The sequence below is a fragment of the Candidatus Poribacteria bacterium genome, from assembly GCA_021295755.1.
In the GTDB taxonomy this organism is placed as follows: Bacteria; Poribacteria; WGA-4E; order WGA-4E; family PCPOR2b; genus PCPOR2b.
In genome coordinates this window covers 2,090-15,080 of record JAGWBT010000114.1, presented here as the reverse complement: position 1 = coordinate 15,080, position 12,991 = coordinate 2,090, and the positions used below count along the sequence as shown (strand labels likewise).

At 49.6% G+C, this 12,991-nt stretch carries 13 protein-coding genes; 8 read left to right on the top strand and 5 right to left on the bottom strand.

Going from position 1 to position 12,991, the window contains the following annotated elements; genetic code table 11:
* Positions 1 to 582: ABC transporter substrate-binding protein (locus J4G02_16205; protein ID MCE2396104.1), on the top strand; the 582-nt coding region annotated here is incomplete at its 5' end.
* A 62-nt stretch (positions 583 to 644) separates the two neighbouring features.
* Here J4G02_16205 and J4G02_16200 read toward each other — a convergent pair.
* Positions 645 to 995 (bottom strand): HEPN domain-containing protein, encoded by a 351-nt coding sequence (locus J4G02_16200; GenBank protein MCE2396103.1) that lies wholly within the window; start codon positions 993 to 995, stop codon positions 645 to 647.
* Positions 958 to 1,299 carry a nucleotidyltransferase domain-containing protein gene (locus J4G02_16195; GenBank protein MCE2396102.1) on the bottom strand — a complete coding sequence of 114 codons (342 nt, stop codon included), beginning with the start codon at positions 1,297 to 1,299 and terminating at the stop codon, positions 958 to 960. Before J4G02_16195 ends, J4G02_16200 begins: the two co-directional genes overlap by 38 nt.
* 194 nt (positions 1,300 to 1,493) lie before the next feature.
* Here J4G02_16195 and J4G02_16190 point away from each other — a divergent pair, with 194 nt between their 5' ends.
* On the top strand, positions 1,494 to 2,492 hold the full coding sequence (locus J4G02_16190; GenBank protein MCE2396101.1) for an iron ABC transporter permease: 999 nt from the start codon (positions 1,494 to 1,496) through the stop codon (positions 2,490 to 2,492).
* Positions 2,485 to 3,336 (top strand): ATP-binding cassette domain-containing protein, encoded by an 852-nt coding sequence (locus J4G02_16185; protein ID MCE2396100.1) that lies wholly within the window; start codon positions 2,485 to 2,487, stop codon positions 3,334 to 3,336. The genes J4G02_16190 and J4G02_16185 overlap by 8 nt, the downstream gene beginning before the upstream one ends.
* Before the next feature lie 151 nt (positions 3,337 to 3,487).
* Here J4G02_16185 and J4G02_16180 read toward each other — a convergent pair whose 3' ends face one another.
* Positions 3,488 to 4,087, bottom strand: coding sequence for a hypothetical protein (locus J4G02_16180; GenBank protein ID MCE2396099.1), 600 nt, complete (start codon positions 4,085 to 4,087; stop codon positions 3,488 to 3,490).
* A 385-nt stretch (positions 4,088 to 4,472) separates the two neighbouring features.
* On the opposite strand from J4G02_16180, the gene J4G02_16175 reads away from it, so the two are divergent.
* The 3 genes from J4G02_16175 to J4G02_16165 all read left to right on the top strand — a co-directional run bounded on the left by J4G02_16175 (position 4,473) and on the right by J4G02_16165 (position 8,478).
* A complete protein-coding gene (locus J4G02_16175; protein ID MCE2396098.1) occupies positions 4,473 to 4,628 on the top strand; it encodes a hypothetical protein in 156 nt (51 codons plus the stop codon).
* A gap of 946 nt (positions 4,629 to 5,574) precedes the next feature.
* The gene (locus tag J4G02_16170) at positions 5,575 to 6,864 is read left to right on the top strand and encodes a hypothetical protein (protein ID MCE2396097.1); all 1,290 of its coding nucleotides are present in this window, start codon (positions 5,575 to 5,577) and stop codon (positions 6,862 to 6,864) included.
* A gap of 57 nt (positions 6,865 to 6,921) precedes the next feature.
* Positions 6,922 to 8,478, top strand: a complete 1,557-nt coding sequence (locus tag J4G02_16165) for a BCCT family transporter (protein MCE2396096.1) — start codon at positions 6,922 to 6,924, stop codon at positions 8,476 to 8,478.
* Positions 8,479 to 8,607: 129 nt separating this feature from the next.
* Here J4G02_16165 and J4G02_16160 read toward each other — a convergent pair whose 3' ends face one another.
* Entirely contained in the window at positions 8,608 to 9,672 is a 1,065-nt protein-coding gene (locus J4G02_16160) for a phytanoyl-CoA dioxygenase family protein (GenBank protein MCE2396095.1), read from the bottom strand.
* Between the two features lie 192 nt (positions 9,673 to 9,864).
* The gene (locus J4G02_16155; GenBank protein ID MCE2396094.1) at positions 9,865 to 10,689 is read right to left on the bottom strand and encodes a glycerophosphoryl diester phosphodiesterase membrane domain-containing protein; all 825 of its coding nucleotides are present in this window, start codon (positions 10,687 to 10,689) and stop codon (positions 9,865 to 9,867) included.
* Positions 10,690 to 10,922: 233 nt separating this feature from the next.
* On the opposite strand from J4G02_16155, the gene J4G02_16150 reads away from it, so the two are divergent.
* Entirely contained in the window at positions 10,923 to 11,570 is a 648-nt protein-coding gene (locus J4G02_16150; protein MCE2396093.1) for an ABC transporter substrate-binding protein, read from the top strand.
* A 191-nt stretch (positions 11,571 to 11,761) separates the two neighbouring features.
* Positions 11,762 to 12,934, top strand: a complete 1,173-nt coding sequence (locus J4G02_16145) for an ABC transporter substrate-binding protein (GenBank protein ID MCE2396092.1) — start codon at positions 11,762 to 11,764, stop codon at positions 12,932 to 12,934.
* The last annotated feature ends 57 nt before the right edge of the window (positions 12,935 to 12,991 follow it).

Sequence of the window (12,991 nt, the reverse complement as noted above, 5' to 3'; positions counted from 1 at the left end):
CAGCTACAGATGGCAGGCGTAACGGTGCTGTTGTTCAAAGAACCGAGAACTTTCGACGAAGCCAAGCAGCGTCTTCGTACTATCGGAAAGGCAGTTGATCGTCAAGAGCGGGCAACGGCATTAATCTCAGTCCTAGAGAAAGACATCGAAACATTGAAATCGAAACTTACCGCACGTCAGGGTCAGGCAAAACCCAAGGCGTTGTTCCTTTATCTCCGAGGTCCCCAAACCGCCTTTGTGTTCGGTAAAGATTCGAGCCCCGGCGCGATGCTTGAACTGGTCGGTGCAACCAATGCCGCAGGAAAAATCACGGGCACCAAACCGATGACAGCGGAGGCGGTTATCGCTGCACAGCCGGATGTGTATGTGCTTTTTGAATCCGGGTTGAAATCAATTGGTGGGGTCGAAGGGTTGCTTAAAATTCCCGGTTTAGCGCAAACACCTGCTGGACGGGGCAAGCGAGTGGTTGCGATGGATGGATTGTACTTGTCGGGATTCGGACCCCGTTGTGGTAGAGCAGCTCTTGATCTATTTCGGGGCATTTATGAGTCTGAAGGACATTTTATTGCAAAGGGAGAGTAGCTTGTCGGAACCGAATCCACTCAACTCAATCATGTTGGTAGTCCCAGACTCGTGCGAATTGCTTAGCGAACGTTACTACAGATTTGCATAGCATGACGAGTATCGTTGGCTGTTGCCGACTTTCCGGGATAGCGAAAATCCACCGCATGTGTGGTAAGCACTAGAAAGTCAGACCGCCAAGCATTCCAAGCTGGTGTGGTATGTACAATCAAATCCAGTAACTCTTCCAAATCATGAGTCCTAGGGAAGGGCGTGTTGGCTTCTTGAAGCCAAGCCTTTAAATACTTTTCGATGCATTGTTGAGCATGGAAACAAATCGCATCATATATCGGCGTCGGTGCCTGCCGAAGCCAATCAGCCGCAACATAATCCGCTTTAGCTTTTTGGGCCCATTCCAGCGTCAACGGATTCATAAAGCACGTGTCCTTCTTGCGTAATTTCTCGGAGAAACCAGTCGTTATGCGAAACTCGGTAGGCGATCTCTTCCGGTGAACGGACAATCACATCCATGCGGAAGCGGCGAGGGATGCGCCGCCGAATCTCCACCGCTTGGCGTCGGGTCTGCGATTCCGGAATGGGCATCACCACTAGCAGGTCAACATCCGAGTCCTCGGTAGGCGTCCCGTCAGCATAGGAACCGAAGAGAATAATCTTCAGGGGTGCAAATTCTCGAACGATATCATCACAAGTTGCTTGAATGTCTTTTAGGTCAACCATAATGTCAAATCTATTGGATATTAAAAACCCGCATTAATTGTATGGTGGGTGGATCCTGTGAATCTCCAACAAATTGGTGAGGCAGGAAAATTTCTTAACATGATCGACATATCTCTACTATGCCATAGGATCATCTTTTACTTTCGGCTGAAAGTATAGCACATCACCGAACGGCTGTCAACTGGAGCCAGAACGTGCCAAATCGAGCTAAAATCCTTCTTATACTCGGTAGTTTAGTCCCAATTTCGATCTGCGTCGCAGCGGGTGTAGGGGCATATCAGATCCTGCCGTGGCGTATCCCTAGCATATTGCTTTTCCACAAGGACGGTTTTGAAGTGCTCATATACGTCCGATTTCCCCGTGTCCTCTTATCCGCGATTGTGGGATCCGTTTTAGCCATCTCCGGAGCGACATTGCAGGGTATTTTCCGCAATCCACTAGCGGATCCTGGGCTAATCGGCGTGACGGCGGGCGCAGGTCTTGGCGCAGCGATCTGGATTGTGCTAATAGGGAGCGGGTTTTTGGGTATCTGGGGTGTACCGGTCGCAGCATTCACCGGAGGCGTGCTCGTAACAATCGGCGTCTGGAAAATCGCCCAAATGCAAGGACGTGTTCTCACCGTAACGCTGCTACTTGCTGGGATAGCACTCAACAGTTTCGCGGGCGCGGGCATCGGCTTGATGACCTTCCTCGCTGACGAAGAACAACTTCGGAGCCTGACCTTCTGGCTGCTCGGTGGTTTTGGAGGGGCGACATGGCGCACGGTTATGGTTACGCTCCCGGTGGCACTCGTCGGGGCAGTTGTGCTGTTTCGCTTGGCTCGTGCGCTCAATGCCATGAGCTTGGGCGAATCGGAGGCGTATCATCTCGGCGTTTCGACTGAATCACTGAAGCGATGGGCGGTCTTTGGGGTAGCGTTGACCGTCGGTGCCGCCGTGTCGGCAGCAGGGGGCATCGGTTTCGTGGGACTCGTCGTACCACACCTACTGCGCCTGATGGGCGGTGCTGATCATCGGTATCTGCTGCCCGGGTCGGCGTTAGGAGGTGCGATTCTGCTTGTGTGGGCGGATCTTTTTGCCCGAACGGTTGCCGTTCCTGCCGAACTGCCCGTTGGCGTTGTTACCGCGTTGCTTGGAGGACCGTTTTTCCTCTGGCTATTGATGAGATTCAAGAAAGAGGTGGTGTATGGTTGAGCTGGAAGGGGTTGGATATCGCATCGGTCAGAAATGGCTCGTCCGTAATATTGACCTGAAAATTGAAGCGGGGCAGTTTTGGATTTTCGTTGGACCAAATGGCGCGGGCAAATCAACACTTTTACGCCTCATCTCCGGCGAACTCTTACCGACAACCGGGCGAATTCGATTTTTCGACGAATCGATTGGGGAATACTCACCACAAGAATTAGCGCGGAAACGCGCCTATCTCCAACAGAAACGGGAGGTCAACTTCCCATTCCGTGCGTCCGAGATTGTCCTGCTCGGACGCCATCCACACCTCAACGGCGCAAAAGAGAGTCCCACTGATTTAACAATTACGTGGGAGGCGATGAAACAGGTGCAAGCCGATATGTTCGCTGAACGTCTGTATCCAACGCTGTCGGGTGGGGAAGCGTCTCGCGTTGATCTTGCCCGTATCCTCGCACAAGAGCCAAGGCTGTTTCTGTTGGACGAACCGACGAATCATCTCGACCCTCGCTATCAGGTCCAGATTCTCCGTTTGTGCAGTTCAATCGCCCAGTCAGGAAGAACGGTCATTGCCGCGATTCACGACCTAAATCTGGCGTCGATGTATGCCGATCGGGTGCTTATGTTGCGTGAAGGAAACCCTGTTGCTGTTGGAACCCCCGCGCTCATTTTCACGCCGCAACGATTGGAAGCTGTCTACGATGTACCTTTTGAAGTAGTGCAACTTTCGAGCGGACAATTGGTTGTTATACCCCTTTCTTCCGAGTCCACCTCCAGATGCGGCGGATTGAGAAGCATATCAAAGCTATCCTCCTCAGAGCATGGTTCATCACGGAGCACAACAGCTAGGTAGGTATATAGCGCTATTAGACTGACCTGCACACCTTAATTGAAATATTCATCCTCTCTAAATTTTGTCCACGACTTATAGTGGATCTTAGAATTAATGAGACACTCCAAACCGGTGCGGTTAGGAAACCGCACCTACCGGGGGACGAAAGTGCCTATTTATTTTTAGAATTCACCATAAATACGGGAAACGGTGAGGGCAAACGCTTATCGGGGTCATTCAGTTTGAACGATATCTTGTCGCCATCGAAAACATCCCTGATCGAAATAGAGATCTCCGACGTTTCAATACAATCTTCACACCGATTCGGCAGTGTTCTCTCCGAACTCGGTTCGCTGAAGTAGATCTTAATCTCCGAACCATCCCCCGCCTGTTCAACCCGATAATCTGCTGCGAAAATTTCCCACTCGTTGATCGCGTAATCGCCCTCGGCGTATTGTGCCCAGAGCCTTATCCCATCAAAGAAATTCAGAACAACCGCTTTTCTCGGACTAGCGTCTATATCGTCAGGATCAAATTGACGGAATGACTGATCTTTCAACGTCATCTTTATCTCTGCTTCTTCCATTTCACTAACCGGGTGAAACGGACCCGCGCCGCACGAACCCCAGACAAGTAAAGTGAATACGAGACCAATTGATGTCAACCCTCCATAAATCTGACGGTTGAGATATCCGTGTTTGATCATCGTCTTGTGAGTCAATGCAGGGCGATCCTGTAGCGTTAGGCAGGCGGATACAGTGACGGATGACATGGTTCCCTCCATTATTTGTAGCATTTCTGCAACAACAGTGTGGCACAACTTCGACAACTTCCCCCTGAACACAACCCTCCCTTTGAAATTATAACTGATATCAAAATCAAGTGCAAAGTCGCTCAGAGAAGGAGTTTTCGGGAAACTTGGCTTTTTGCACAATAGGCTCTGAATGATACGAGATAACTGTGGCATCTAAATTGCGCGTTGGCTGATACACTAAATGAATTGCGTTTGGCAACGATTCCTGTCAGATTTTATCTAGGTTCCGTTGAAATGTCTACAGAACCTAGATAATGTGGTACAATAAAGACCGTTTGACAATCCTTGCGTAGATCCCATTCTTCAATCTTCCACAACAACCGATTGAAAGGAGACACCTACCATGAATCGTTCACGTTTTAGATCTCACCTAACATTTCTCGCCGTGATTGTCACACTGTTACTACCTACTCACATACCATCGCCCAAGACGCTACGTGCACCTTATCTGGTCGTGTTGTTGACATTGATGGCAACCCGATTGCCGGACTACCAATAGCGGTTCAATCTGTCGAAATATCCAATGATGGGGTGGATTCGATGTACTTTGTTGAATTGTGGGACGTTTCAACACAAAAACACATCGCTACATTCCCAGGGCATACCGGCTAGGTCCGCGCTGTAGCGTTCTCGTACGATGGAACAAAAATCGCGTCGGGATCCGTTGATGGCACTGTGCTGCTATGGGCTGTGCCCAAAAGCATTAAGTTATACCCAAGTAAACAGCACTCAGACCGATAAAAACGAACACACTCCTTCTCCCCTACCAATCAATATTGGAGCCTGAATTCCCACCAAAAGCAGAGGGAAACCTACCAACACTTCTCAACTCTTTCAAATCAGCTGGTCTATCAGCAAGAACAACTCCTCACCTTTTATCCCAACCTCTCCTAACTGCATAAATTCGACACGCTTGTTGTGCTTAAATTGGCACTTTTCCATGACAGGTAATAATTTGCCTTATTTTGTTGTTGACAGCTAAACATGCCCCATGCTTTAGCTTTGGGGCCGACAAGTTTTTTGAGTAAGATATGATATACTATAGGCACGCCTTGATGAGGGATTTCTACTGTTCCGAGCCTTTCGGAACGTCCCTCACACCCATAAAGGCGTAAGGGCGAAAACCAAGCCCATCAATGAAAATGCTCGCCGCGGGACACACGGAGAGTCTAAACACCCGTGGAGAGACGGTAAGACTCTGGCTTTCAGAGCACGTCTCGCCGAAGCGGGAATACAGCGTCCCTAACGGGAGTTAGTCTGTTGAAAAAATCCCAAGTATTTATGCTTGGGAGTAGTCAATTTAATCTGTTTAAGGTTTAGAGTAGGTTTTAGCGTTCTTTGATTACGGTTCGCCCGGGGATTTATCCGGGGACGGACGTTTTCGCATCAGCTAGGAAAAAGCAGGACAATTTTTCGGATGCTTTTCAAAAATAGGAGACCATTGTATGAAAAATCGGAGATACAAACGAATCCTCAATTTTGGCATCGTAGCTCTGTTGTTCACCTTACAATTGACCGCTCTCGCGGAAGAAAAAAAAAGCCCGATTAAAATTGGGGGTGCCATGCGGATGAACTATGTCTACGGCACTTACGAAGGTGATGGGCGAGGCGATGCGAATGGAGATGTTGACCTTGAGATATTTCGTCTCAATGCCGATATTGACTATCAGAACATCATCGGTAGGGCTGAATACCGGTGGTATCCCAGGTATTTCGGTGCGACCAGCGGCTACAGTATGATACACACCGCATGGCTGGGATATAAGCTCGGCGATTTCGGCACGCTCAAGGCAGGTATTGTGCGAGTTCCGTTCGGGCCTGGTCCTTATGGTGTCTCTAGTAGTTGGTTTTTTGATCAGCATTTTTATGTCGGGCTCGCCGACGATATGGATCTGGGAATCAGATGGAGTGACACCCTTGGCAAACTGACCCTTGATGTAGGCTACTATCTTCAGAGCGAACCCCAGACGGATGGAAGTAGCCTTGCGAGTTCGCGATACAGTTATGATATTGTCAGGTGGAAAGAAAAAGCCGATGCAGCGGGAACGGTTGAATGGGGTGCTGTTGAAAACGGGTTTGATGAGCAACATCAATTAAACCTGCGTGCAATCTATGCCCTTGGAAATATCGCAGATCTGGGAGTGTCGCTTCAATACGGGTTTTTGAAGGGAACAGAGGCTGATGATGAGGGCAAGAGGATAACTGTGGATGATGATGGCGCGAACCACTATGCGCTTTCCGCGCACATGAAGAACGCGCTCGCGGGCTTCACACTCTTTTCGCAATTCTCTTATTACGCGTATAATATCATCGAGAATACGCCCTGGGGCACCGGGGACCTGATACCAATGGGGGCTTACGACTTCGCCTGGCCCATAGCATCCCAGGGCTTAATACCCGCGCTATCGCTGCGCTACGGCGGCATAGATACATCAGGTATCTCATGGATTGACAGCGTTACACCTTATGTTGAAGCGAGCACTATCCTCAAAACGGTGGATAACTTCAACCCTAGTACCCTAGTGACGTTGGGTGCTAGCTGGACACTCTTTGGTGCCTTGTATGTCTATAGTGATTTCGCACTTTCCAACGGTAACTTCTTTGTCGGTAACGTCGATGCTGACGGAAACAAAGAGGGCTACGCCAATATCTATACAGGCGCCGGTGACTTTGGTGCCAACGGAAATGACGCGTGGAATCGGCGGATTAATGTTAACTTCGGTTACTATTTCTAAACGTCTACGCTTGTAGCGATAGACCCTTTGTGTCTTAACTAGAAGGAGAGATTTGAAATGCGCGAAGAAGGGCAACAACCACAACTGCCGGAGGACAGGGAGTACCGGAGGTTATTCGGTTTAGATATATACCTGACTCCAGTATTCGTGATTTCCAGTATTGCCATAGTCGTCTTTATTGTTGGAGCACTCGTGTTTCAGGAAGGTGCGACAAAACTATTTGGAAATGTCCGCGTCTGGCTTACCACAAACCTTGATTGGTTGTTCATGATTACCGTCAATCTTGTTTCCCTATTTTGTCTGATTGTAGCGTTTTCACCGCTCGGCAAGATACGCCTCGGGGGAGCCGATGCGAAACCCGAGTACTCCAATATAACCTGGCTTGCGATGCTCTTCGCTGCGGGTATTGGTATTGGTCTTCTATTTTTCGGAGTGGCGGAACCGATGTACTACTTGCAGAATCCCCCGCTCGGCATTACCGCTGGAACGGCGGAGGCCGCTACCGCAGGCATAGCAGCGACGGTTTTCCACTGGGGAATACAAGGTTGGGCAGTTTATGGCGTCGTCGGACTCGCTCTCGGCTTTTTCGCCTATAACCGGGGACTTCCCCTCACCATGCGCTCGGCATTCTACCCCATATTCGGTAACCGAGTCTGGGGTTGGCCCGGACACATCATTGATACGTTTGCTATATTCGCAGGGATGTTTGGGCTCGCAACCTCGCTTGGACTAGGGGTACAACAGGTCACTTCAGGTCTCAACTACCTGTTCGGAATTCCCGCAAACAGTACCACCATGGTGGTGTTGATTGTGGTGATTACAGGTATTGCGATGGCATCGGTGCTGACCGGTATTAATGTAGGCATCAAGCGTCTGAGCCAGTTCAACATAATTGTCGCCTTTCTGTTGCTGTTGGCAGTTATCATACTCGGACCAACGCTCTACATTGTCCGCACTATGTTCGCCGGGCTTGCTGACTATGCCATGAGGATTGTGCCACTCAGCAACTGGATTGGGCGTGAGGATACCGGCTTCCTCCACGACTGGACAACGTTCTACTGGGCATGGTGGATAGCTTGGGCACCATTCATCGGGACTTTCATCGCCCGTATTTCAAAGGGACGGACAGTCCGTCAGTTCGTGATCTTCGTGCTCCTTCTGCCGACGCTGTTATGTTTGCTGTGGTTTGGTGCATTTGGTGGCGCCGCGCTCCATCAGCACACGGTTGATGGCTATACCGGTGTGTCAGAGAACGTTGCGGCTTGGAAGCTGGAACTCGCACTGTTCAAAATGTTCGATGAACTGCCGTGGACAACGCTGCTTTCCTCCGTCGCGATGATGCTTACAATCATCTTTTTCGTTACCTCGTCGGACTCCGGCTCCCTGATCATTGATATCATCGCGGCCGGCGGCAAGGTTGATGCACCGGTTCCTCAACGCGTGTTCTGGTGTAGTCTTGAGGGGTTGGTTGCTATCGCGCTACTGCTTGGCGGCGGTCTGAAGTCGTTGCAGGCGGCATCGCTCGCAACCGGCTTCCCGTTCGCTTTCGTTCTGTTGGGAATGGCGGTTTGCGTCTGGATTGGGCTTCGTGACGAATTGCGTGAATCGCAGTAGCCATATCGGCGGGAAATTTGGGAGGCAGATGAATTTCCCACCGATATGCATCACCTATCAACGAGAAAAATTGCCGGGAGCAAGCGATTCCTTCTACAGGAGTACGGTATAGCTGGCTGACATCAACGACTACGCACGTACTTCATCGGACCAATCCCGCCAGATATCGCCATCGGTATTGTCCATCACGAATGCATCCGGAACTGACTCAGGTGTTTTCTGAAAACCGTAAATAGTCGCTTGGCGGATAACGTCATTAGAAGCGTTCTGCCCTGCGATGTGCAGGATTTTGGTATGCCACAACACCACGGTGCCGGTGGGACCGTGACAATCGAACGGTTCGGTATCCGCCTTAATCTCCCCGATGACAGGATCGGTATACCCTCCCGCCTTGCGTACTGCCAAATGCCTGTCTGTATGCTTCTCGCCCTCCTTGAAAGCCTTCCACTGTTCGGGCCAGATCCGTGCGTGACTTCCGGGCCACACGGTAAATCCGCCGGAGTTAGGCGGCACATCGGAAATGTAGGCTGACATCTGCAGCCGCCATCGACCGTAACATGCACCGTCGGAGTGGGCGCCGCGGTACTCCGGAGCATGAGAAGGACTGTTCGGTAGGGTGCAATATAGCCCACGAGTTCCCTGTCCGTTGAGCCACACCGGTCCAGTTTCGGGTAATCTTAATTCAGGTTCTGTTGTGAAGGTGCCCTCTGGGGACCAACCCATTGAGTGTCCCACATGGGAATTCAATCCTCCCACAGCGTCATCGCACATGAAGCACGGCCCAGTCGTATAACCCGATTTGTCAAGTCCTGTGGGCCACACCACTGTTTCCTTCCCAAGCAGTTGTTCAGCTACCTGCCACAAAGCACGGGGAGCTAGGTTGAGCATTAATTCTGATGCCCCATTGCGGACTGTGTACCGGTGTCCATTGCCGCTGAAATACGGGTCACCCCCGCCCTCGGGTCGATGCTGTAGTTTGGCGTTCTCCTCCTCGGTGATGGGACCCCATGTAGAAGGGTCATCCCTTTTCATGCGTGGGAGGTGAGCCTGAATCACATCCCACATTTCGTCACGTGCTTGGCGGCAGAGCTCAGGGTCGAGAACCCCTCCAAGAACCAAAAATCCATCACGTTTGAATTGGGCAATCTGATCTGCTGTCAAAGGCTCGATCGACTTAAAATTTGACGTAGACATGGTCATTTTCCTTTACTGTTGATGTGCTGATCGATATTTCTCACAACATCCCTTCGATTTACGAATATAGGGATAGCCCTAAAGGTCAGGAGGCAAAAAGTGTAAGGCACTTTGCCGAATAATACAGAAAGTGTTGTGTGCTTTGCATTAAATTGTATTCTATAACGAATCATTCCACCTCGTTGATCACATCTAGGGTCCCGAACCCCTCTTACCGATTGATGTCAGTGGCAGTATCAGGCTAGTGACGAAATGGTTGAGGAAACTCTGAATACCGTAAGCGGCTAACCCCTCCCAACTCATCAGTTCCGGCTCGAACATGCGTCGAAACATTTCTAGTAAACCCTCTTCACCACTTGTCGCCTCTGTGAAACCAAACGCAAATAATAGAAAGAATTGAAGCACGGTTTGGATCATGAAAGCGATTAGAAAAATCGCCAATACGATACCAAAGATACGCCACCACGTGCCTCTGACCAATTCACGGCTGCGTTTCAGCGCATTTGTCGCTGAAGTTTCCTCAATGATAACCGCTTGTCCGTAGAAACTCCACCGTATTCCAAAATAGATAGCGAATGGGATACCGATGATAGTTATTGCCAACACGCCGACAACTAACATCAAAAGCAGAGAACTTCCCAAGTAGGGTAAAAACCGGCGTGTGGCCTGTTCAAATGCAGCACCAACGGTGATGTGATTATCCAAGTATACTTGGGCACTGGCAAACAGGAGCGCACCTGTGGGAAAAAGCGCAACTAACCGAGTAATCCAATCGGCGAAAGGATTCATAACAATCGTTATGCTCTCGCCACCGAAATCTTTAAAGAAAAGCGTTAAAATACTTGTGAGGATGTCCATCCCTACGGTTAAAACAAAATAAACAGCACAGATGCCTAAAATCAGTCGGCAATGGCGCCGATAGAGAATCACTATTGTGTCCAAGATATCTGTGAATCCCATCGGCTGGAGCGATGTTGTTGTAGAAACTTCATTACTGCTCATGTTGGGACTTAACATTTTTATCCATATCCCCCTTTCCGTACCCAAGCGAAAGTATAACACATCGCTCAACGACTATCAAGCATCGCCCCTACACCGTTTGGGCAGCTGAGATAAGCCGCGCGAAACGAGCACCTTTGGACATCCCCAGCGGCGATCTTGGGTCACTGGCACAAAGGGTTGCTCTATGGCGGGAAATAAAATATAATAATTCACGTTGTTATCCATGGTAAAATGAGCATCCACCAAGGTTGTCCACACGAAATGCAGAGAAGGAAGTACAATTATTTGATGAAAGTGACCTCTATTCCACAAGTAGCTACGGGGGGTTCATAGCCGCACTTGCTGAGAACGGTGTCGAGGTTGTGACTACGGAAACTTTCCAAAGCGGCGACACCGACTTTTCCACGCAATTAACCCGGATAATGGAGGCAAATCCCGAAGCCATCTTTGTCGCTACGTTGCCACCGGAGATGTCTCTGATTCTGAGTCAAGGTCGCGAACTCGGCATACCCGATTCCGTTCCTTTTATCCTACCCGAAATAGCAATAGAACAGGTGCAAGCTGCGGGTGCTACCGCGGAGGGTGTGATTACTTTTACAGGTTGGTCTAGCCTTGCGGCGACTCCAGGAAACGCAGCCTTCATCCAGACCTATACCGAGAAATATGGGATGGCACCAAACGCTTGGGCGGCGCAGTCGTATGCGACACTCCATATTCTCGCTGCGGCAATAGCAGCGGCGCAATCCACCGATTCAGCAGCGATTCGGGACGCATTGGCGAACACCATGAATATGGATACCATTTTAGGTCAGTTCTCTTTTGGCGCGGTCGGGGATGCGGTTTATGACCCACAAATACTGATTGTCAAAGATGGGGAATTTGCAGTCTTTGAGTAATCCGAACAGAATTAAACTCTGTATCCTGTAGGGTACGACAATCGTTGTTCTCTACGATTTGGGTTTTAGGGATAAAGAAACTTCTCAATAACCTTTTCCAAGTATCAATCTCCAACAAATCAGGTTTGGGGGCAGGTTTCCCTAGATTATCCCTCACCTGATTTTTTCATTTCAAAACAAGGAAATTTAAGATGAATATTAGAAAAATCACAACATTTACGTTTGTACTGGCGGTTGCCCTTGTAATTGTGGGATTTTCCGCCTGTGACCAAATCCAGCAACTTTTGGTCCCTGCTCCACCTCAGATGGAAGGGCTCAGTGGAGAGCTTCCCGTCGGCGTCGTCTTATCTATCACAGGGCGATTCGCTTCCACATTTGGCAGATCAATAGGCAATGGCTTTGAACTTGCCCTTGAAGATATTAACAATTCACAACCCGGTGGTAGGAGTATTAAGTTCATCATTGAAGACGACCAGAGCACCGTTGAAGGTGCCGTCGAAGCCTACAATAAATTGATTCATCAAGATGGCGTACCTGTTATCCTCGGACCCGCCACCTCAAGTGCAACCGAGGCGGTGTTTCCAATAGCGCAAGAAAATCGGGTCGTGGCATTTAGCCCCACCTCCGCCGCCCGTGGCCTGAGCGCGATTGGCGATTTTGTCTTTCGTGCTGCGCTTACCACAGATCTGCTGATTCCGATCGGTATTGAGACAACTTCTGCAAAACTCGGCTATAAAAAAGCAGCAACAATGTATGATGAAAACGATGTCTTTTCCACGGATAGTGATCAGGCGGTGAGGGAAGCATTCGCTGCGAACGGTGTTGAAGTGTTGATCACAGAAACTTTCCAAGGTGGCAATACCGACTTTTCCGACCAATTAACTCGGATTAGGGATGCAAATCCCGATATTATCTTTATCTCCTCTTTATCGCCGGAAAAGCCCGGGATCCTGATGCAAGGTCGCCAAGTCGGTATCCCCTACTCGGTGCCGTTTGTTATGCGCACGTTGACCATAGCCGATGTGCACGCTGCGGGTGAGGCTGCCGAGGGGGCGATTACTTTTGTTGGTTGGGCAAGCACTGCTGACACACCGGGAAATCACGCTTTCGTCCAGAATTATAGCGCGAAATACGGAGTGGAGCCGGACAACTACGCAGCACGGTCGTATGCCGCTCTCCATATTCTGGCTGAAGCAATTGCCAATGCTCAATCCACTGATTCAACCGCAATTCGAGACGCGTTGGCAAATATCACAGATTTCGACACCGTTTTTGGAAAATTCTCTTTTAACGCGGTTGGAGACGCCATTTACGATCCGAAGATATTGATTGTGGTAAATGGTCAATTAGAAATCTTCGAGTAACCCTTAACAGAAGCAGAGTAAGACATTGACCGCTCCCCGCTCTAAAGAACGGGGATT

What these genes read in the sequence shown, in the direction of transcription:
- J4G02_16170 (MCE2396097.1), top strand. Translation starts at nt 5,575, where the DNA reads ATGAAAAATCGGAGATACAAACGAATCCTCAATTTTGGCATCGTAGCT.
- J4G02_16160 (MCE2396095.1), bottom strand. Translation starts at nt 9,672, where the DNA reads ATGTCTACGTCAAATTTTAAGTCGATCGAGCCTTTGACAGCAGATCAG.
- J4G02_16175 (MCE2396098.1), top strand. Translation starts at nt 4,473, where the DNA reads ATGAATCGTTCACGTTTTAGATCTCACCTAACATTTCTCGCCGTGATT.
- J4G02_16145 (MCE2396092.1), top strand. Translation starts at nt 11,762, where the DNA reads ATGAATATTAGAAAAATCACAACATTTACGTTTGTACTGGCGGTTGCC.
- J4G02_16200 (MCE2396103.1), bottom strand. Translation starts at nt 995, where the DNA reads ATGAATCCGTTGACGCTGGAATGGGCCCAAAAAGCTAAAGCGGATTAT.
- J4G02_16185 (MCE2396100.1), top strand. Translation starts at nt 2,485, where the DNA reads ATGGTTGAGCTGGAAGGGGTTGGATATCGCATCGGTCAGAAATGGCTC.
- J4G02_16155 (MCE2396094.1), bottom strand. Translation starts at nt 10,689, where the DNA reads ATGTTAAGTCCCAACATGAGCAGTAATGAAGTTTCTACAACAACATCG.
- J4G02_16180 (MCE2396099.1), bottom strand. Translation starts at nt 4,087, where the DNA reads ATGTCATCCGTCACTGTATCCGCCTGCCTAACGCTACAGGATCGCCCT.
- J4G02_16165 (MCE2396096.1), top strand. Translation starts at nt 6,922, where the DNA reads ATGCGCGAAGAAGGGCAACAACCACAACTGCCGGAGGACAGGGAGTAC.
- J4G02_16195 (MCE2396102.1), bottom strand. Translation starts at nt 1,299, where the DNA reads ATGGTTGACCTAAAAGACATTCAAGCAACTTGTGATGATATCGTTCGA.